The organism is Bradyrhizobium quebecense, assembly GCF_013373795.3.
GTDB lineage: Bacteria > Pseudomonadota > Alphaproteobacteria > Rhizobiales > Xanthobacteraceae > Bradyrhizobium > Bradyrhizobium quebecense.
The window spans coordinates 575,185-595,973 of sequence record NZ_CP088022.1 but is presented as its reverse complement, the minus strand read 5'-3'; the positions used below and the strand labels follow the sequence as shown (position 1 = coordinate 595,973).

General features: G+C 64.4%; 17 protein-coding genes and 1 pseudogene. 9 read left to right on the top strand and 9 right to left on the bottom strand.

Going from position 1 to position 20,789, the window contains the following annotated elements; all coding sequences use genetic code 11:
• Positions 1–10 precede the first annotated feature (10 nt).
• Both HU230_RS02985 and HU230_RS02980 read left to right on the top strand, forming a co-directional pair.
• The gene (locus HU230_RS02985; protein ID WP_176533015.1) at positions 11–1,021 is read left to right on the top strand and encodes an amino acid ABC transporter substrate-binding protein; all 1,011 of its coding nucleotides are present in this window, start codon (positions 11–13) and stop codon (positions 1,019–1,021) included.
• 92 nt (positions 1,022–1,113) lie between these two features.
• Complete coding sequence (locus tag HU230_RS02980) at positions 1,114–1,749, top strand: aspartate/glutamate racemase family protein (RefSeq protein ID WP_176533017.1); 636 nt, start codon at positions 1,114–1,116, stop codon at positions 1,747–1,749.
• Positions 1,750–1,771: 22 nt separating this feature from the next.
• On the opposite strand, the gene HU230_RS02975 is transcribed toward HU230_RS02980, so the two are convergent.
• Positions 1,772–2,416: a hypothetical protein gene (locus HU230_RS02975; RefSeq protein WP_224942916.1), complete on the bottom strand. Its 645-nt coding sequence runs from the start codon at positions 2,414–2,416 to the stop codon at positions 1,772–1,774.
• 17 nt (positions 2,417–2,433) lie between these two features.
• Positions 2,434–5,133, bottom strand: coding sequence for an ATP-binding protein (locus HU230_RS02970; protein WP_224942913.1), 2,700 nt, complete (start codon positions 5,131–5,133; stop codon positions 2,434–2,436).
• A 139-nt stretch (positions 5,134–5,272) separates the two neighbouring features.
• Between HU230_RS02970 and HU230_RS02965 the strand changes: the two are divergent.
• A pseudogene (locus HU230_RS02965) lies at positions 5,273–5,464 on the top strand (transposase); the annotation flags it as partial.
• Between the two features lie 134 nt (positions 5,465–5,598).
• Here HU230_RS02965 and HU230_RS02960 read toward each other — a convergent pair.
• Positions 5,599–6,933, bottom strand: a complete 1,335-nt coding sequence (locus tag HU230_RS02960) for an MFS transporter (protein ID WP_176533021.1) — start codon at positions 6,931–6,933, stop codon at positions 5,599–5,601.
• Between the two features lie 326 nt (positions 6,934–7,259).
• Between HU230_RS02960 and HU230_RS02955 the strand changes: the two genes are divergently transcribed.
• Positions 7,260–8,459: a multidrug effflux MFS transporter gene (locus HU230_RS02955; protein WP_210284588.1), complete on the top strand. Its 1,200-nt coding sequence runs from the start codon at positions 7,260–7,262 to the stop codon at positions 8,457–8,459.
• Between the two features lie 62 nt (positions 8,460–8,521).
• On the opposite strand, the gene HU230_RS02950 is transcribed toward HU230_RS02955, so the two are convergent.
• Entirely contained in the window at positions 8,522–8,956 is a 435-nt protein-coding gene (locus HU230_RS02950) for a DUF983 domain-containing protein (RefSeq protein WP_234633849.1), read from the bottom strand.
• An 81-nt stretch (positions 8,957–9,037) separates the two neighbouring features.
• Here HU230_RS02950 and HU230_RS02945 point away from each other — a divergent pair, with 81 nt between their 5' ends.
• Positions 9,038–10,414: an aminotransferase-like domain-containing protein gene (locus HU230_RS02945; RefSeq protein WP_176533027.1), complete on the top strand. Its 1,377-nt coding sequence runs from the start codon at positions 9,038–9,040 to the stop codon at positions 10,412–10,414.
• 105 nt (positions 10,415–10,519) lie between these two features.
• A complete protein-coding gene (locus HU230_RS02940) occupies positions 10,520–11,818 on the top strand; it encodes a serine hydrolase domain-containing protein (RefSeq protein WP_210284283.1) in 1,299 nt (432 codons plus the stop codon).
• Between the two features lie 121 nt (positions 11,819–11,939).
• Here HU230_RS02940 and HU230_RS02935 read toward each other — a convergent pair whose 3' ends face one another.
• On the bottom strand, positions 11,940–12,143 hold the full coding sequence (locus HU230_RS02935) for a hypothetical protein (RefSeq protein ID WP_176533032.1): 204 nt from the start codon (positions 12,141–12,143) through the stop codon (positions 11,940–11,942).
• A 209-nt stretch (positions 12,144–12,352) separates the two neighbouring features.
• Between HU230_RS02935 and HU230_RS02930 the strand changes: the two genes are divergently transcribed.
• A complete protein-coding gene (locus tag HU230_RS02930) occupies positions 12,353–13,420 on the top strand; it encodes an NHL repeat-containing protein (protein WP_176533034.1) in 1,068 nt (355 codons plus the stop codon).
• Positions 13,421–13,941: 521 nt separating this feature from the next.
• Here HU230_RS02930 and HU230_RS02925 read toward each other — a convergent pair.
• Positions 13,942–15,174, bottom strand: coding sequence for a rhodanese-like domain-containing protein (locus HU230_RS02925; RefSeq protein ID WP_176533036.1), 1,233 nt, complete (start codon positions 15,172–15,174; stop codon positions 13,942–13,944).
• Positions 15,175–15,421: 247 nt separating this feature from the next.
• Here HU230_RS02925 and glgC point away from each other — a divergent pair, with 247 nt between their 5' ends.
• Positions 15,422–16,684: a glucose-1-phosphate adenylyltransferase gene (gene glgC, locus HU230_RS02920; RefSeq protein ID WP_176533039.1), complete on the top strand. Its 1,263-nt coding sequence runs from the start codon at positions 15,422–15,424 to the stop codon at positions 16,682–16,684.
• On the top strand, positions 16,681–18,135 hold the full coding sequence (glgA, locus tag HU230_RS02915; protein WP_176533041.1) for a glycogen synthase GlgA: 1,455 nt from the start codon (positions 16,681–16,683) through the stop codon (positions 18,133–18,135). Before glgC ends, glgA begins: the two co-directional genes overlap by 4 nt.
• A gap of 7 nt (positions 18,136–18,142) precedes the next feature.
• Here the strand turns inward: glgA and HU230_RS02910 are convergent, their stop codons facing one another.
• The 3 genes from HU230_RS02910 to HU230_RS02900 form a co-directional block, all read right to left on the bottom strand.
• On the bottom strand, positions 18,143–18,475 hold the full coding sequence (locus HU230_RS02910; protein WP_176533044.1) for a hypothetical protein: 333 nt from the start codon (positions 18,473–18,475) through the stop codon (positions 18,143–18,145).
• A 151-nt stretch (positions 18,476–18,626) separates the two neighbouring features.
• Positions 18,627–19,757, bottom strand: a complete 1,131-nt coding sequence (locus tag HU230_RS02905; RefSeq protein WP_176533046.1) for a serine hydrolase — start codon at positions 19,755–19,757, stop codon at positions 18,627–18,629.
• A gap of 529 nt (positions 19,758–20,286) precedes the next feature.
• A complete protein-coding gene (locus HU230_RS02900; protein WP_176533048.1) occupies positions 20,287–20,775 on the bottom strand; it encodes a DUF417 family protein in 489 nt (162 codons plus the stop codon).
• Positions 20,776–20,789: the final 14 nt, after the last annotated feature.

Below are 20,789 nucleotides of genomic sequence, written 5' to 3'. Positions count from 1 at the left end.
GGAGGACAGGATGAGGAAAATATTGGTCGCGGCGAGCCTGCTCGCCGCAAGCATCACGGGCGCAAGCGCGGCGACGCTCGACACCGTCAAGCAGCGCGGCACGCTGGTGTGCGGCGTCTCGACCGGGTTTGCCGGCTTCTCGGCGCCGGACTCACAGGGCAACTTCAAGGGCCTCGATGTCGACTATTGCCGCGCGCTTGCCGCAGGCATCCTCGGCGATGCCAATAAGGTGCGCTACGTCGCGCTGACCGCGCAGAACCGCTTCACCGCGCTGCAGTCGGGCGAGATCGACGTGCTCTACCGCAACTCGACGCAGACCTATCTGCGCGGCACCACGCTCGGCCTGCGCCAGGGCCCGGTCAATTTCTACGACGGCCAGGGTTTTGTGGTGAAGAAGGACCTCGGCGTGAAGGAGCTGAAGGATCTCAAGGGCGCCACGGTGTGCGTCGCGCAGGGCACCACGCATGAGGTGACGCTCGGCGATTACGGCCGCGCCAACGGCATCGACTGGAAGCCGCTGGTGTTCGACCGTCCCGACACCATGTACCAGACCTTCTTCGGCGGCCGCTGCGATGCCATGACCCAGGACGCTTCGGCGCTCGCCGGCGCGGTCGCGACCGCCGCGCCAAAGGCGGAAGATTACGTCGTGCTGCCGCAGACCATCAGCAAGGAGCCGCTCGGCCCGTTCACCCGCAACGGCGACGAGGTCTGGAGCGACATCATCACCTGGTTGCATTACGGCCTCGTCGAGGCCGAAGAGCTCGGCGTCACGCAGGCCAATGTCGACGAGATGACGAAGTCGCAGGTCCCGGCGATCCAGCGCCTGCTCGGCGCGTCCGGCGATCTCGGCAGTCGGCTCGGCCTCGACAACAAATGGCTGGTCGCCGCGATCAAGGCGGGCGGTAATTACGGCGAGATCTTCGAGCGCAATGTCGGCAAGGCGAGCCCCTTGAAGCTCGAGCGCGGCCTCAACGGCACCTGGAGCAAGGGCGGGTTGATGTACGCGATCCCGTTCAAGTAACGCTTCTTACCTCGCCCCGATTGCGGGGAAAGAGCCCCTCACCCCAACCCTCTCCCCGCGAAGAGCGGGGAGAGGGAGAACAAGAAACATCGATGCGTATCACCCTCATTCACGCACTGAAGCATTCGATCGTCCCGATCGAGGCCTCGTTCGCACGCCATTGGCCGGAGGCGCGGCTGATGAACCTGCTCGACGACAGCCTGTCGGCTGACCTTGCGCGCGACGGCAAGCTCAGCGAGCGCATGACCGAGCGTTTCCTCACGATGGGCCGCTACGCCGTCAGCACCGGCGCCGACGGAATTCTCTTCACCTGCTCGGCGTTCGGCCCCTGCATCGAGGCGGTGGCGCGCGCACACGCACCGATGCCGGTGCTGAAGCCGAACGAGGCGATGATTGAACAGGCAGTCGCGAAGGGAAAGCGCATCGGCCTGCTCTCGACCTTCCCGCCGACGCTGATGTCGATGCCGCCGGAGTTTCCAGCGTCGGTCATGCTGGTGCCGAAACTCGCCGAGGGAGCGCTGGCGGCGCTCGATCGCGGCGACCGGGCCGAGCATGATCGCATCGTGGTCGAGGCAGCCAGGGATTTGCGCGACTGCGACCTGATCGCGCTCGCGCAATACAGCATGGCGCCGGCGGCCGAGCGCGTCGCGGAAGTCACCGGCCGCGAGGTGCTGACGACACCCGACAGCGCGGTCAAAAAGCTGAAGGCGATGGTCGGGTGCGCCTAGAGGCCGTTTCGAAATTGATTTGTCAGGTGTTCAGCTCGTCCAGTAGTGCCTTGGCTTGCTTCAAATCGAGCGTATCGAAGCCCTCGGTGAACCAGCCGTAGATCGAGGCAAGAAGATTATGGGCCGCCGGTCGCTTGCCTTGGTCGCGCCAGAGCCGTGCAAGGCTTGTTGCCGTGCGAAGTTCCCATGATTTGGCCTTCTGTCCGCGCGCCACCGTAAGGGAGCGCTCGAAACAGGCTTCGGCCTTGGTCTCGTCGGCCTCAGCAAGCATCAGCGCGATCTCGCCAGCGGTACGGTGCATTTCCGACTCGGCCCATTTTTCCTGGCTCCTTTCCGCTCCTGCGATCGCATCGTCGATGTGATGCCAGGCGTTAGGGAAGTTCCCTAGTTCCGCATGGGCGCGCGCCAAGTGCAGCGACACGAAAGGCATATAAATTGTTGCCGCGGTCGATCGGTAAGCTGCGGCTGCTGTGGTGAGTATCTCGATCGCATCCAACGACCGGCCAGTCAGCGCCGACAGGCAGCCCTGCCAGATCAATCCATTCGCCTTCCAGTACAAAGAGCCTTTTTCTTCCGCCAGATCGACGAGTTCGGCTGCTCGGACGCTTGCAGACTTGTAATGACGACAGAGAATCAGGGTGGCAATCGAATGGGCCAGAGCATGCATCAGCGTGGCAGCCTGACCTATCTCTCGCGCCCCCCTAAACGACTCGTCGACGTCCTTGAGGGCAGCATCGGGGTAACCCTGGAGCCATAGCGTCCGCGAACGCCACTCCAGGATAGCGACCCTTGCGTCGGTGCCAAAACGCGTTGCCAGTGCGCGGTGCTCCGCGGGATCATAAAGCGCGAGCGCCCGATCAAGATGCCTTCGTCCTGCGACCTGGTCCCGGTGGACATCGCGGTCATTCCGACCATACGGTGCGCAAGCATCAGCGGTCCCGTAATCCGTTGCTTTTCGGCGAGGGCCATGAACTGGGTTGCAAGAGCGCCGGCAGCTTCACCGTTGAACGCGGCCACATTAAGCACCCAGGCGCCGTAGAGTACGGAGAACAGCAACAGCGGGTCCTCGGAAGGCTCACCCTGCGCCTCGGCCTTCTCGATCAGAAGGCGGGCATGATCGACCGCCGCCTTGGTATCCGGCGCCCCATAACCTTTGACATGCATAAGGACGGTCACGAGCTCGATCTGGTACTTGATCTGCTCGCGGCGCAGCGCGGATGTCTCTGGCAGGCTTGCCATCTGGCTCACCGCGCGGCTCAGTTGAGCGGCTGCCTCGGCCAGCGCAGAGCGAGAGATTGAGCGCTGGCCGGCAATTCCCCAGAGCTTCGCTGCCCGCTCGATCATTCCTGCCTCCGAGTAGTGGTGCGCCAACAACTCGGGGCGATTTTGAGCGGCTTCCGGGAAAGCGCCTTCCATGGCCCCCGCTATGCGAGCGTGCAGGTTGCGACGCGGCTCGCGCAAAAGAGAGCCGTAGGTGGCGTCGCGCACCAGCGCGTGCTTGAACAGATAGGAGGCTGCGGGCGGCACGCCCTGCCGGAATAACAGCCCAGCGTCCAGGAGTTGATCCAGCGCAGCACACAGGCCGCGCTCGTTCCGCATCGCAACGGCGGCCAGCAAGGCATGCGAAAATTCCCGCCCAATCGCTGCGCCGATTTGTGCGATCTCCTTCGCTGACCCAAGGCGGTCAAGTCGCGCCATCAGCGTTGCGTGCAAGCTTGAAGGGACAGCCAGGACCGAGGATGGGACCGCAGCAGCGGTCCCTCGTGCTTCGCCTTCGCTCTCAGCCTCCAACACCGCCTTGGTCATTTCCTCTACGAACAACGGGACACCGTCGGTGCGGTCGATGATCTCGGCCACGACATCTGCCGGCACCTGCCTGCTGCCGACCAGGCCTGCAACGATGGCGGTTGCTTCGTTCTCCGCAAGCCGGTTCAGCTTCAGGCTGGTAACATGCGATTGCCCGGCCCAGGGCGCGCTGAACTCGGGACGGAAAGTCACGATGAGCAACACCGGGAGAGTCTTGATTTGGTCCACCGTCCGACCGAACACTTCCAGACTCGTCGGATCGACCCAATGTGCATCCTCGACGATCATCAGCACCGGCTGCCGCCCGGCCAATCCGGCGAGTTGTGTCGTCAAGGCCTCCAGGGTTCTTTGCCGGCGCTGTTCCGGAGTCAGCTCAAGCGCGGTATATCGTCCATCATTCGGCAGCGACAGCATCTCGGCCAAGAGCGCGACGTCCGGGATGGAGGTTGACGTCTGCGCGAGGACGGCATTGAGCTTGTCGAGCTTAGCTTGCGGGGTGTCGTCGTGCGCTAGGCCCGCGGCGCGCTCCATCTGCCCGATGACCGGATAAAGCGCGCTGTCAGTATGCTGCGGCGAACAGAAATAGCGCAAGCGCTTGTGCGGTTCGCCGGCGAGGCTTTCCAGCAGCGCGGCCGTGAGTCGTGATTTACCGATACCGGCCTCGCCGGAAATGAGCACCACCTGGCCTTCGCCGGTCCTTGCTCTCGACCAGCGCCGTTGCAGCAACTCGAATTGTTCTTCCCGCCCGACCAGCGCGGTCAGGCCGGCCGCGTGCAGCGCCTCGAAGCGACTTGCCACCGAACTCGTCCGGAGCACGGCCCAGGCCCGTACCAGCCCGCCGATGCCCTTAAGATCCTTCGGCCCGAGGTCCGTGAGCTCAAAGCGATTGCCGAGAAGTTTTCGCGTGCTCTCCGCGATGACGACCATGTTCGGCTCGGCGATCCCCTGCAAACGCGCCGCGAGGTTCGGCGTCTCGCCAACGATGCCGCGCTCCTGTGCCTCCCCCGATCCGATCAGGTCGCCGACTACAACGAGGCCGGTTGCAATGCCGACGCGGGTTCGCAACGAAACGGGTGACTTGAGTGCGCTCACCGCAGCGACCAGTTTCAGCCCCGCCCGCACTGCCCGCTCGGCGTCGTCCTCATGCGCCTGCGGGTAGCCGAAATACACGAGCAAGCCGTCGCCCATGTACTTGGCCACGAACCCGCCAAAGCGGCGCACGGCTTCGGCGACGCATTTCTGGTAGGCGAAGATGATATCGCGCAGGTCTTCCGGGTCCATACGGGTGGAGAGGGCTGTCGAGCCGACAAGGTCCGCGAACATCACCGTGACCTGGCGGCGCTCGGCAGCATCCTGCGCCTTCGGTCCAATCAACGCAGGCTGCAGCGACACCGGAACGGCGGCAAGCCCGGCAATAGCTTCCAGCAGCTTCTTGCGATGACCAAGCGATGCGACGCCGAGGTCCTTGAGGTCGTCGTTGGTCAGCCGGCCTAGCAGCTCGATGTCGATGTCGTTGGCACGGAACATCTCGGCATACTGGGCGAGGCCGATCCCACGGAGCCAACCGTCGATGTCCAATTTCAATCCCCTGGGCCTTGTCAAAGGCAGTTCTTGAAAATGGGTTGTGTCTTTGGCACCCGCCGTGATTTCCAGGGGCTTCCCGAGCCAATCTGGATTCGCCGGGTGGACGCCAACTATTCGACACTAGCATAACCGCATTGTCACCCGGTACCAGACCGATCTGACGTACGCAGAGTGGCGCTGATCGCGCCGCACTTGCCAAAGCCTAGCGCGACAGGCAGGCCGCGCGAGATCATCAACGGCATCTTCTGTGTCACGCGAGCGGGCTGCTCGTGGCGCCTGCTGCCGAACGACTTTGCCGCCATCGAGGACGATTTACCGCTGGTTCGCGTTCAGAATGCGTACAGAAGCGACGTCCGCCGACCCTTCGAATTTGGGTTCACGCTGTAGGCAAGGGCGTAATCTACCGCGACAAGGAGGCGGATTACGCCTTGACGCTAATCCACCCCATCTACAGAGCCACTACGCGCCCGCGTCATTCACGTTGAGATCGACGCCCTGCGGATCCTTGATGGTCGACACCGTGATCAGCGAGATCAGCGACAGCACCGCGATATAAACGCCGACGCGCCAGGACTGGCCGTAGGTGCCGATGATCCATTGCGCGATCATCGGCGCGAAGGCGCCGCCGAAGATGGCGCCGAGCGCGTAGCCGATCGAGACGCCGGAATAGCGCACCTTGGCCGGAAACAGCTCGGCATAGAGCGCCGCCTGCGGGCCATAGGACAGACCGAGCGCGATGGTGAGGCCGACGGCGCTGACGAAGAACAGCAGCAAATTCTTGCTGTCGATCAAAAACCACATCGGCACCGCCCACAGCACCATCAGCCCATAGCCGATCTGGAAGCAGCGCACGCGGCCGATTTTGTCGCCGAGGATGCCGCCGAGCAGCGTAAAGATGAACCAGCTCACCGCCGCCAGCGTGCCGATCAGAAGCAGCTGTTCCGACGGCATCTTCAGCGTGTTGGTGCCATAGCTGATGATGAACGCGATCAGGATGTAACCGGCCGCATTGTTGGCCATGAAGATCAACGCGGTGCGCAGGATCTCCTTGCTGTGGTTGCGCATCAATTCGCGCAGCGGCGCCGAGGATTCCTTATGCCGGCGCTGCATCGCCAGGAACACCGGAGACTCTTCGACCGTGCGGCGGATCACGATGCCGACGACGATCAGCAGGATCGAGAGCAGGAACGGAATCCGCCAGCCCCATTCGATCATCGCCTGCTTGCCGAGCGAAGCTGTCAGCGCCCACAACACGCCGGTTGCCAGGATCATGCCGAGCGGCGTGCCGATCTGCGGGAACGAGCCGAAGAAGCTGCGCTTGTCGCGAGGCGCCGATTCCACCGACATCAGCGCCGCGCCGCCCCACTCGCCGCCGGCCGAAAAGCCCTGCAGGATGCGGAGCAGAATAAGGAGCGCCGGCGCCCAGGCGCCGATCTGCGCGTAGGTCGGCAGCAGGCCGACCAGCGCGGTCGCAGCGCCCATCAGCAGCAGCGTGACGACGAGCATGTTCTTCCGCCCGAAGCGGTCGCCGAGATGGCCGCAGACGATGGCCCCTAACGGGCGGAACAGGAATGAGAGGCCGAGCGTCGCAAACGAGACGATCTGCGCCAGCAGCGGATTGTTCGCGTTCATCGGCGCGAAGAACAGCGCGCCGAACACCAGGCCCGCCGCCTGGGCGTAGACGAAGAAGTCGTACCACTCGATCGTGGTGCCGACGAGCGTTGCGGTGAGGACCTTGCGCTCCTCATCCGACAGCGTAGCGCCGCGCGAGCGCGCGGAGACTTCGATGGACATTTGGCCTCCCCAAACCCGTTCTTGAGCCCGTTCTTGGCCGTGCGGGCATGATCGGCCGCGATGCGCCTGTCCCGCACGGAGCTGGTACCGGGATAGCAGAGCTTCCCGCGCAGGACGAGCAAAATAGTTGCAGAAGCAACGATATAGCACCAGCCGGCGGCCGCGCGGCCGGTTCCATGACCCGGCTACCTCACCCGCCGCCGACGGTCTCCCATCCCAAAACGACGATTGTGCAATGCAGCACGACCGCTATGCTAGGCATCTCCAAGAGGTTCTAAGTGTCTGACATCAATGCCGATGCCTGGGTGTCCTCAGGCCACCGCCCGATGGGCTTTCCCGAATTCGTCGTCGTCATCGCTTCCATCATGGCGCTCAACCCGCTGGCGATGGACATGATGCTGCCGGCGCTGCCGAACATCCGTTCCGCGTTCCAGATCGCCGACGCCAACCGTCCGCAGATGGTGCTGTCGATCTTCCTGGTCGGCTTCGGCGTCGGCCAGTTCGTGATGGGCCCGCTGTCGGACCGCTTCGGCCGCCGCCCGGTGCTGCTCGGCGGCATGACCGTCTACACCATCGCCGGCCTGCTCGCGATCATGGCACCCTCGTTCGAGACGCTGCTGCTGGCGCGCGCGCTGCAAGGGCTCGGCACCGCGGCAACCCGCGTGATCGCCACCTCGATCGTGCGCGACTGCTACGCTGGACGGCGCATGGCGAGCGTGATGTCGCTGGCGATGATGGTGTTCATCGCCGTGCCCGTGATCGCGCCGTCATTCGGCCAGGCGGTGATGCTGCTGACGCATTGGCGCGGCATCTTCGTGCTGCTGATGATCTACGGCGTGATCGCGCTGGCCTGGAGCGCGATGCGAATGCCCGAGACGCTGCCGCTCGAATTGCGCAAGTCGCTGGCGATCCCCGAGGTGCTGTCCGCGTTCCGCCAGACCATCACCAACCGCCAGACGCTCGGCTACGCGCTCGCCGCCGGCGGCGTGCAGGGCTCGCTGTTTGCCTTCGTGTTCTGTTCGCAGCAGATCTTTACCGAGATCTTCAAGCTCGGGCATTACTTCCCGGTCGCCTTCGCGGCGTGCGCGGTCGGCGTCGCGATCGCCGGCTTCCTCAATTCGCGCATCGTCGGCCGGATCGGCATGCGGGTGATCTCGCACGCCGCGCTGACCGGTTTTGCCGTGGTCGCCGGCGCGCTGTTCCTCGCCGTGAAGACCGACACGCTGTCGCTGCCGCTGTTCATGGTGCTGGCCGGCCTGATGATGTTCGCGTTCGGGCTGATGATGGCAAACTTCACGGCGCTCGCGATGGAGCCGCAGGGCAAGATCGCCGGCACCGCGTCATCGCTCTACGGCACCATCACCACCCTCCTCGGGATCGGCGTCGGCACCACGATCGGCCAGGATTACGACGGCACGCTGCTGCCATTCGCGACCGGCTTCTTCCTCTGCACGTTGGCCGCGCTCGCCGTCGTCCTGGTGACGGAAAAGGGCCGCATGTTCCGGCCGCATCATCATCCGATTTGATTTCGTAGGGTGGGTTAGCCGAAGGCATAACCCACCATCTTTCTCGCGAGTAGAACGGCGGATTACGCTCCGCTAATCCGCCCTACAGAGCCGGCGTTGGTCCGCGCCCGCACCGGCGCGGCGACACGCCGCGTCGCCGCAAACCCTTCCATAGCAAGCTGCCACTGCAGGCCGACGATCGCGCCCTTGGTCGGCTGCAGCAGTCCGAGCGCGCTGAACAGCGTGAACGGCAGCCAGATCGCCAGTTGCAGCCAGGCCGGCGGCGCGTAGGTCATTTCCATCCAGAGCAGCGCCGGCACCACGACGTGGCCGACCACGACGATCACGAGATAGGCCGGGAAATCGTCCGCGCGCTGCGGGGTGAAGTCCTCGCCGCACGCCTCGCAATGATCCGCCACCTTGAGGAAGCGGCCGAACAGATGGCCGCGCCCGCAGTTCGGGCACTTCATCGTGAAGCCGCGCCACATCGCCTTGGGAAGGGAAACCGTCTCGGTCATTGTCGTTGTCCTTGACCTGATCTGATGATCCATACAATATGAATTGTGGAGCATACAATCAAAGACAAATTGCCGAATTGCATGGACTGGATCCCTACAGTTTCCGAATGGCACGGCCCGATGTTCCTGCGCATCGTCGATGCGCTCGCCGCCGATATCGCGAGCGGCCGGCTGGTGCGCGGCCAGCGGCTGCCGACCCATCGCGCGCTGGCGTCGGCGCTCGACATCGATCTCACCACGGTGACGCGCGCCTATGGCGAGGCGCGGCGGCGCGGGCTGCTCGACGCCCGGGTCGGCCAGGGCACTTTCGTCTCGGAGACCACCGCGCGCGCGGCGTCCGACCTGCCCGCCCCCGTCAACATCGACCTGTCGATGAATCTGCCGCCGCAGCCGGTCGAGGCCAATCTCGATCTGCGGATCGCGCAGGGACTTGCCACCATCCGCTCCGAGGCCGGGTTCTCCGCCTATCTCGGCTATGCGCGTCCCGGCGGCACCGCTGACGAGCGCGACGCCGGCGCTGCCTGGCTGCAGCCGCGCGTGCCGCAGGCATCGGCCGAGCGGATCGTGATCTATCCGGGATCGCAGGCGATCATCTTCAACGCGCTGCTGGCGCTGACGTCGCCCGGTGATGTCGTGGTGACGGAGGCGTTGACGTTTCCCGGCATCAAGGCCGCGGCCGCGCGGCTCGATGTCCGCCTCGTGGGTGTTGCGATGGACGCCGAGGGGGCCAGGCCCGACGCGCTCGACGACGCCTGCCGCAAGCTCAAGCCGAAGGCCGTCTATCTGGTGCCGACGCAGCAGAATCCGACCACGGCGACGATGAGCGCGATCAGACGCAAGGCGATCGCCGACATCATCAGGAAGCGCGGCTGCGTCCTGATCGAGGACGACGTCTACGGCCCGCTCGAACCGCAGGTGGCACCGATCGCCACGCTGATTCCCGAACGCACCTACCTTGCCGCGAGCATCGCGAAATGCATCGCCCCGGCCTTGCGCGTCGCCTATCTGCTGGCGCCGGATGCCGCCGCCGAACAACGGATGCGCGCCGGCATGCAGGCCACCATGCAGATGCCGCCATCGCTGATGGTCGCGCTGGTGACGCAATGGCTGCGCTCCGGCGTCGCCGCCGACATCATCCGCGCCATCCGCAACGAGGCGGCCGCGCGCCAGCAGCTCGCGGCCCGCTTCCTCAAAGGCGTCAGCTACGCGGCGCGGCCGGCGAGCCACCATCTCTGGGTGCCGTTGCCAAAACATTTCGACGGCACCGACCTGCTGTCGCATCTTATGCGCAATGGCCTTGCCGTGGTCGGCGAAGACGCCTTTGCGGCCGGCGATGCCGCGCCGCGCGGCTTGCGCGTCTCGATCGGCGCCGCGCGCAATCGCGCCGAACTGAGCCAGGCGCTGCAGGTGCTGTCGAACGCCGTGCGCACGCCGGTCGGCGCCACGCAAATTGTATAAATTTCAACCATCGTGAGGGAATAAACTCGCCCGAAAATGATTATGGTGCGGGGGCGCCTGCGCTAGAACTGCGGCGTTCAGGGCATCAGGCAGGGGCGGCTTTCAATGTCATGCGGATACGATCGAGCACTCCACACTGCCGTGCGGACGCTCCGTGAGGCAGTGACCACGATCGCGTGTCTTGCACTTGTCACATCAAGTGCGGCGCGCGCCACCGAGGCCCCTGCCCCGTCGCCGGACAAGCTCGAACGCATCACCGCGTTCTTCAACAACGAGGTTGCGACAGGAACAATTCCAGGCGCCGCCATCCTGATCCAGCAGCACGGCAAGCCGGTCTATCTGAAGACCTTCGGCTATCGTGACGTCACGACCAAGTCGCCGATGCGGCCGGACACGATGTTCGCCCTGCATTCGATGACCAAGCCGATCACCAACACCGGCGCGATGATGCTGGTCGACGAAGGCAGGCTGTCGCCGCAGGATCCGCTGTCGAAATACATTCCGGCGTTCGCCGACGTGAAGGTCGGCATCGAGCCGGATGGCGGCAACGATCTCGGCAAGCTCGAACTGGTGCCGCCGATCCGCCCGGTCACCATCGAGGACCTGATGCGGCATACCTCGGGCATCACCTACGAATATATCGGCGCCGACTGGATCCAGAAGCTCTACCGCGCAGGGCATCTGTTCGACGGCAAGTTCGACAACAAGGAATTCGTCGCGCGGCTCGCCAAGCTGCCGCTGTCGCGGCAGCCGGGTACGATGTGGCGCTACGGTCATTCCACCGATGTGCTCGGCCGGGTGATCGAGATCGTCACGGGCAAGACGCTCTATCAGTTCGAGAAGGAGCGCATCTTCGATCCGATGAAGATGAACGACACCAGATACGTGCTCGATGCGGAGACCGAACGGACGCGGCTGGCCGAGCCGCTGCCCTCGGACACGATCCTGATCGCGGGGGAGAACGACCGGCGCGTGCATCCGGAGTGGGAATCCGGCGGCGGCGGCCTGGTGTCGACCATCCTCGATTATGCACGGTTCGCGCAGATGCTGCTCAACGGCGGCGAGCTTGACGGCAAGCGCTATCTCAGCCCTGCCGCCTTCAAGACCATGACGACGGACCATATCGGGCCGGGCTCCGGCGTCGGCCGCGACTATTGGTACTTTCCGGGCGACGGCTTCGGTTACGGCTACGGCATCGCCGTGCGCACCGATCCCGGCATCGCCAAGCCACCGCCGCCCGGCTCGATCGGCGAATTGAAATGGGACAGCGGCAGCGGCACCTATTTCGGCGTCGATCCGAAGCTCGACATGATCTACATCATGCTCGAGCAAACCCAGAACGAACGCCAGCGCATCACGCCGGCGTTCCGGAAGCTGGTGTACGAAGCGTTCAGCCCGGATTGAGTGAAGATCGGCAGCTCCGTCATTGCGAGCGCAGCGAAGCAATCCATCTCGCCGCATGGGGATAGATGGATTGCTTCGTCGCTTGCGCTCCTCGCAATGACGGAACCAGAAGCATTTCGCTTTACGACTTCCGCCGAACCACTTCCTGCCTGCGCCGTGCTGCTGCCGCGATCAAGCTCGCGGTGCATTCGTTGCGGACGAACGCACGCTCATCCGCAAACAGGCCGATCCGCGGTTCGAATCCGATCGCACCATCGTCGGCCAGCCCATCGATGACGCCGCCGCAGCACACGCATCGGTGGCGTGACGCCAGTTCCCACTCCATGACGCGCCCTCCGGCCGTCGCAGCTTCCCGCTCCGCAGCTTCCTCTCTCTGCAGCTTTCCTTGCGCTATATACTAGCGTATATATCGAGACGACAAGGCAGGCGGGTGAACAATCCGGTCGGGAACCCTGCAGACAACAACCATCGACCGGAGACGATCGCCTCACAATTCCTGCCTGGTCCAACCAGGTTCATTGAGGAAACGCGATCATGATAAAAAAGAACGGCGACGCGGGACATCCGCGCGCAACGGGAGAACTGCTCAAGATCCGCCGCGCATCGGCGGAGCGTTTTCGAGCGAAGTGGATGCCGGTTCGCGTGAAGAAAACGCGTCAAAATAAGAATCTAGCGCGCGCCGCGGCCACCATCCTTGCGCTCGGCATGGCCGGTATAGCCCGCGCCGAAACCGCTCCGGTCGGAGTTCCCGACAAGAGTTTCCCGGAGAGCGTGACCTCGACCTCCGACGGTACGCTTTATGTCGGCAGCTTCAACCATGGCGGGGTGACCAAGATCGCCGGCGGCAAGGCCGAGCAACTGGTCAAGCCGGGTGCTGCAGACAGCCGCTCGACGCTCGGCGTGCTCGCCGACGAGAAGAGCGGAACACTCTGTGTCTGCTCCAACGACATCAGCGCCATGGGCGTCGCGGGGCCGAGCGACGTCAAGGGCGCCTGGCTGAAGACCTTCGATCTGAAGAGCGGCGCACCGAAGGGCAGCTTTGCCCTGACCGATCCGAAATCGTTCTGCAACGACATCGTGGTCGGCGCCGACGGCACCGCCTATGTCAGCGATTCCTTCGCGCCTTTCGTCTACAGCGTGAAGCCCGGCGGCACGGCGCTCGCGACCTTCGCGACCGATCCGCAGCTCGCGCCGGCCAAGGACGGCGTCGGGCTCGACGGCATCGCGATCGGCGCCGACGGCAACCTCTATGTCACGACCTTCGTTCCGGCAAAGCTGTTCAAGATCGAGATGAAGGACGGCAAGGCCGGCGCCGTGACGGAGCTCAAGCCGTCGCGGCCGCTCGACCACGCCGACGCGCTGCGCGCCCATGGCGGCGGCTTCCTGCTGATCGAAGGCAATGGCAAGCTCGACAAGGTCACCGTGAAGGGCGGCGATGCCACCATCGACACCATCAAGGATGGTCTGGCCGAGCCGGTCTCGGTGACGCAGGTCGGCGATGTCGGCTGGGTCGCCGAAGGCAAACTGTCCTACGTGATCGGCGACAACAAGGGCAAGGACCCCGGCCCGTTCAAGCTGACGCCGGTGGTGCTGCCGAAGTGAAGACCGAGAGTATCGCGATCTCCCTCCACTGACTCACTATACCTCTCCCGCTTGCGAGGGAGGTCGACACGCGACGAACGACGCGAAGCGTCGTCCGGAGCGTGGCCGTATATCCTCGTCCATCGCTGTCATCGCCCGGCTCGACCGGGCGACCCAGTACGCCGCGGCCTATCAGTTCGAATACTGACACCTCTGGAATACTGGATCACCCGCATGAGCGGGTGATGACACTGAGCAAGCTGAGCAATCACCCCGTCACCCTGTGAGCCCGCCAACGGCGGGCGTCTCGAAGGATGGCCACAAGGAAGCGACGCGCCAAGGTTTCCCATGCGAGGGACGTGTGCCACGATTTCTGAATAATGGAAGAATGCCGCTGATTTGCCCGACGAGTCAAGTTGCCGTGTCCCCCGGCAGCCACCGGCTACTTTGCATGGGGTTGTTTTCGATATTTTGGCAGTGCGCCCCTGCGACGGCAGGCTATCGCATCCGATGCGGTCGCACCGCCGTCACCACGTCATCCGCTAGATCACATAAAACCCATGCGTGCCGTCGCGGCGCAGCTGGTCGACAAGGCCGTACTCCCAATCGAGATAGGCCTGCATCGCCTGCTCCGCGACGCCGGTGCTTTCATAGGGACGCCGGTAGCGGTGCGCGGGATCGGGCCTCGGCACGACACGCGACTGTCCGACTTCAAGCGGGCCGTTATAGCAGCCGTCGAGCACATAGACCTCCCAGCCCATCTGCGCGAGCCAGGACGCCGTCATGTCGGCGCGGATGCTCTTGTCGTCGGTCAGCACGATGCGGGCGCCGCGCACCGGCGCGGCCATATCGATTTCCTGCACCAGCTGGCCGCCCGCATAATGGCGGAAGCCGGCCAGATGGCCTGCGGCGTACTCCTCGGCGTCGCGCACGTCGAAGCGATACAGCGTGCGGCGTGCGTCCTTTTCCAGCGCGGCGAGTTCAGCCGCGCCGATGTGGCGGACGCCCGCGCGATAGGCGACCTCGCGTGCATTGTCGGCGGCCCCCGCGAACGGCCCGATGCCACCGCGCTGGCCGGCGCCGTGTTCGAGATCGTGTTTCGCGAGCGTCCAGCCGATCGTACCGTTGCGCAGCGCCCACACCTTGTTGGGCAGCGCGGCATTGATCAGCGACTGCGTGCCGATGATCGAGCGGGTGCGGCCGGCGCAGTTGACGATGATGGTGGTGTCGGGATCGGGTGCCGCGCTCCCTGCGCGCAGCACCAGCTCCGCGCCGGGCACGCTGACCGAGCCCGGGATGTTCATGGTGGCATATTCGTCGAAGCGGCGGACATCGAGGATCGCGATGTTGGCCTTGTCGGCTATCAGCGCGGCGACCTCGTCGGCGCTCAGCGAGGGCGTGTGCCGGCGCGACTCGACCAACTCGCCGAAGGCCTTGGCGTAGGAATTGACGTCCTCGAACACCTCGTAGCCGGCCGCCTTCCAGCCCTGCAGGCCGCCGGCGAGCGCCGCAACGTTGCTGTAGCCCAGCGCCTGCAACTCGCCAGCCGCGGCAGCGACCAGTCCCTCGCCATTGTCATAGAGAACGATCGGCACGTCCTTGCGCGGCAGTCGCAGCTCGGCTTCGAGCGCGATCCGGCCGGCCGCCATGTTGGCGGCAAACAGCGGATGGCCCGTGGCGAATTCGGCCTCATGCCTGACGTCGAGCAGCGCGATCTCGTGGCGCAGCAGCAGCATTGCACGGATGTTCTGGGGCGTGACGGACAAAACTGTCATGAGATGCCGGCCTTGGGCAGGAAATGCGCAGGCCTGCTCTAGGCCGAAATCGCGCGCCGTCAATAGCCTTAACCGGCCCGCAACCCCGATCTTCAGAGGCCGGGATCCGGGGAACGAAAATCCGCCATCCCGCTTTGCCCAACCGGGGCGCGCTTGCTACGTTCCGATCGGCCCCGTTGGCGCCCGATCAGGCCTTCCGGACAAGAGAAGGTAGCGGGGCCACGCCTGAAGTTCTGGGAGGATGACCATGAGAAGTGTCGGAAATGAACCATTGTCGCGTCACGCCCTCGCCTATGTGCTGGCCGGCGGACGCGGCAGCAGACTTCAGGAGCTCACCGACAGGCGCGCCAAGCCGGCGGTGTATTTCGGCGGCAAGTCCCGCATCATCGATTTCGCGCTCTCCAACGCCGTGAACTCGGGCATCCGCCGCATCGCGGTGGCGACCCAGTACAAGGCGCACAGCCTGATCCGACATCTGCAAGGCGGCTGGAACTTCTTCCGCCCGGAACGAAACGAGAGTTTTGACATCCTGCCGGCAAGCCAGCGCGTCTCCGAGACCAACTGGTATCTCGGCACGGCGGACGCCGTGTATCAGAACATCGATATCCTCGAGGCGCACGGCACCAAATACATCCTGGTGCTCGCCGGCGACCACATCTACAAGATGGACTACGAGGTGATGCTGAAGCAGCATGTCGAGAGTGGCGCCGACGTCACGGTCGGCTGCCTCGAGATGCCGCGCACCGAATCCAGCGGCTTCGGCATCATGCATGTCGACGACAACGGCCTGGTCCAGTCGTTCCTGGAGAAGCCGGCCGATCCGCCGCCGATGCCCGGCAAGCCCGACAAGTCGCTGGCCAGCATGGGCATCTACGTGTTCGACTCGCAATTCCTGTTCGACGAATTGCGCCGCGATGCCGCCGATCCGAATTCCAACCACGATTTCGGCAGGGACATCATCCCCTATATCGTCAAGCACGGCCGCGCGGTGGCGCATCAGTTCAACGATTCCTGCGTCCGCTCCGGCGACGATCCCCGCTCCTACTGGCGCGATGTCGGCACCGTCGACGCCTATTGGGGCGCCAACATCGATCTCACCGACGTCGTGCCGGAGCTCGATCTCTACGACCGCGCATGGCCGATCTGGACCTATGCCGAGATCACCCCGCCCGCCAAATTCGTCCACGACGAGGACGGACGGCGCGGCCAGGCGGTGACCTCGCTGGTCTCGGGCGCCTGCATCATCTCGGGCGCCGCGCTGCGCCGGTCGCTGCTGTTCACCGGCGTTCACGTCAATTCCTACGCCAATGTCGAGAACGCGGTGATCATGCCCTATGTGAATGTCGGCCGCGGCGCGCGGCTCAGAAATGTCGTGATCGATCGCGGCGTGCGGATTCCGGAAGGGCTGGTGGTCGGCGAGGATCCCGAGTTCGACGGCAAGCGATTCCGCACCACCGAGAACGGGATCACGCTGATCACGCAACCGATGATCGACAGGCTCCCGACATGACGCCCATCCGCGTCCTCGCGGTCGCCTCGGAAGTCTACCCGATCGTCAAGACCGGCGGCCTCGCCGACGTGGTCGGCGCGCTGCCGGCGGCGCTGAAGCAGCACGGCGTCACGACGCGGACGCTGGTGCCTGGCTATCCCGATGTGCTCAAGGCGCTGACCTCCGCGGAGACGCTGCTGAACTGGGGAGAATTTTACGGCGGGCCGATCCGCGTGCTCGGCGGTACCCATGACGGCCTCGATCTTGTTGCGCTCGACGCGCCGCATCTCTATGCGCGCCCCGGCAATCCCTATGTCGGTCCCGACGGACGCGACTGGCCCGACAACGGCATCCGATTTGCGGCGCTGTCGCGGATGGCGGCCGAAATCGGCCGGGGTGCGATCGAGGGCCTCGTCCCCGACATCGTGCATGCGCATGACTGGCAGGCCGGGCTCGCGCCGGCCTATCTGCATTACGGTGAGCAGCCGCGGCCGGGCACGGTGATGACCGTGCACAATCTCGCCTATCAGGGGCAATTCTCGCCGGACATGCTGGCTGCGTTTGGTCTTCCGGGTGAGGCCTATTCGCTTCACGGGGTCGAATATTACGGCACCATCAGCCTATTGAAAGCCGGCCTGCAATTCGCCGACCGCATCACCACGGTGTCGCCGACTTATGCGCAGGAGATCCAGAGCGACGAAGGCGGCATGGGGCTCGGCGGCCTGTTGCGCGAACGCTCCGACGTGCTGAGCGGCATTCTCAACGGTATCGACATCGATGTGTGGAATCCGGCCACCGATCCCGACATCGCCGCGCGCTTCAGCGCCGGACAAATGGTGGGGCGCGCAGCCAACAAGGCGGCGCTGCAGCAGCGCTTCGGGCTTGATCCGGCACCGGACGCGATGCTGCTCGGCGTCATCAGCCGGCTGTCATGGCAGAAGGGGCTCGACCTGCTGCTGGAGAACATTCCGACATTGCTCGGCGAAGGCATTCAGCTCGCGCTGCTCGGCAGCGGCGATCGCGATCTGCAGGATCGCTACGCCGAGCTGGCGCGCGACAACCCCGGGCGGATCGCGGTCGTGATCGGCTATGACGAGGCGCTGGCGCATCTGATCCAGGCAGGCGCGGATGCGCTCGCGGTGCCGTCGCGGTTCGAGCCGTGCGGCCTCACCCAGCTGTGCGCGCTGCGCTACGGCGCGGTCCCGATCGTTGCCAATGTCGGCGGCCTTGCCGACACCGTGCAGGGCTTCGACGAAGCCGCGGTCACCGGCAGTGCTGCGACCGGCGTCAAGTTTGCACCCGTGACCTCGGAAGCGCTCGCCCATGGCTTGCGCACAGCGAACCTGCTGTTCAACGACAAGGTGACGTGGCGCCGGCTGCAGCAGGCCGGCATGGCCACCGACGTCTCCTGGCACAATCGCGCCGGCCGCTACGCCGCGCTCTACCGCGAGCTCGCCGCCGCGCGAGGATGACGCGCGATCAATTCAACAGATCGCAGGACGCGATGCGGTTGATGTCGGCGAGGCGCCGGTCGGGATTGCCCTTGAGATCGAGGCTCGCGACCAGATCGAGCAGGCGGCCATAGGCGCGGTCGGCGACCGCGACCGGCAGCGGCTCCTCGTCAAAAGCCTCGATGTAGTTGCCGACGAGACCGCTCAGCAGCCGGCACATGGCCCGTTGCTCCGGCTGATGCCTGCTCAAGGTCTCGAGTTTTTCCTGGAGGGTCCGGTAGGTTCGCAAGCCGTGCGGCTGTTGCGAAAGCCAAGTATGCAAATCAGGGGCGTGCAAATCAGAATTTTGTAAATCAGTCATATCAGCCTCTTCAAGCAGGAGAAGAAGCTACCGGTTTGTATAGCCGATCGCGGTTCCGCGCCATGACGATTTTTGCATGCATCCCCTGCTCGGCCGCGCAGGCCGTGTCATCGGATTGGCACGCGGCATAGCTAAAGTATCTTGGTTTTGATCAAAGTCGCGCGAGTGCCGGCAGGATCCTGTAGCGCGCGATCTCGTGCGGATAGTCGCCGCGATTGGCGAGCAGCACGATGCCGAACCGGCGCGCCGGCACCAGGCCGATATAGGCCGAGGCATTGTTGAGACCGCCGGGTTTGTCGATGACGGTGACACCGTCCAGCCGCACATGCTCCCACGCCATCGCCTGCCCGAACGTCGCATCGACACGAAAACTCTCGCGCATGGTCATCTGCAATGCCGCGCGCAATTCGGGATCGATCACCGCGCCGTCGAGACAGGCGCGCAGCAGCATGCCGAGATCGCGCGCCGACGAGAACATCTGGCCGGTGCCGGAAAAATCGTAATAGCTCTGCTGATTGCCGGGTGGACCGATCGCCGTTCCGTCATGGGAGTAGCCCTGGACCATGCGCTGCATGATCTCCGGCGCCATCGCCGCGCGATTGTCCTCGCCACGATCCGGAACGAAGGTCGAGGTCATGCCGAGCGGCCTGAGGATACGGCTCTCGATCAACGTCGTGATCGGCATGCGATAGCGCTGCTCCAGCACCAGTTGCAGCAGGACATAGCCGGCGTGGCTGTAGATGCGCTGCTTGCCCGGCTGCTCTCCTTTCTGGGGCGTCCAGGCATTGAGCATCGCGATGAACTGATCGCGGCTGAAGGCCTCGTTCGGCCAGGGCGGATGATCGGTTGGCAGCAGCAGCCCCGATGTATGGTCGACAAGCTCGCCGACCGTGACGCGGCTGATATAGTCGCCGTGCAACTCCGGCAGATACTTGCCGACGGGATCGTCCAGCCGCAATTCGCCGCGCTCGGTGCCGAGGGCAACCAGTGTCGCCTCGAACAGCTTGCGCAACGAGGCGAGATTGAACAGCGTGTCCGAGGTGACCGGCCGCTTTGCGGCAGCGTCGGCGAAGCCGTAGTTGAAGAAGGCGACCCGACCGCCGGCATAGACCGCCGCGGCAAGGCCGCCCGGATCGGCCGCGGTCGCGGTTGGCGCCAGTTCCGTCGTGACGATGTCCCTGATCTGCGCATCCATGTCGGAATCAGCCCGCGCTGCCGTCAGCACGCTAGCGGCAACGGCAAGCAGGACGGCCGCGATCCGGACGAAGAGCCATTGTCTCATGTAGAACGAATTCGGGACGATGTTGCGGTATGACCCGCGGGTGGACCTGTTCAGCCATCGAGAGATGGCGACATCGCGATCCTAGCGATGGAACCCACGTGTCCGAATTCACGATCGCGCGTCTTGCACCGTGACCCGTTCCGGCTGGGGAACGGCGGCCCGATCGCTGCTCCGGCGGTCACTCCCGGAACCCGCGATCGCGACCGCCCTCCCACTCCAGCCACGGCGCGGGAACTGCAATGGAACTAAAAAATGCGGGACGTTTGAAAATACGAGAAATGTGCAGCGACGGAGAGGCAATACCGACGCTTGCCGGACTCGCCGCCGATATGTCTGACTTCGCCACATTCCGCTCCCAACCCGGGGACGGTTTCTTACTAGCAACAATTCGTCAATCAAGGGTTGCATATGCCCATGGGATTCGATTTGCAAGACACGGCTGCATGCGACGGATTGTCCTGTTCCCGATGCAGGGCGCGCGCGATGCCGTGGTTAAGCATGGCTTAACTATTGAACGCACGGCGCGCGCCTATCCGCTTCGCAACCGGACGATCGACCGCGGCAACGACGCCAGCAGCAGCACGAGGCAGACGCAGAGCAGCACGATGTCCTTGAACAGGAACTCGCCGGCCAGGTTCCAGGCCATCGGGTCGGTCGACAGGCTCCATTTCACCACCCCGGGTGTCGTAAAGAAGAACGACCAGGTCACCGCAAAGGTGATCACGCCCATCAATGCGCCGATCGCGGACAGGATCGGGCTGAACGCGCCGGCGGCAAGCAGCACGGCGATGCCGAACTCGGTGACGCCGAGCACATAGGCCTCGCCGCGAAGGCCGAACACCGACAGCCACGAGACAAACGGGCTGTTGCTGATGAATTGCACGATGCCTTGCGCCGATTGCAGCGTGAACTTCTGCATGCCGAACGACACGAAGATCACCACCATGACCCAGCGCAGGATCGTGAGCAGACGATAAGACCCCTCGCCTTGTTCGGCGATGTTGAACGACAGATTCATGCGGGATGTTTCTT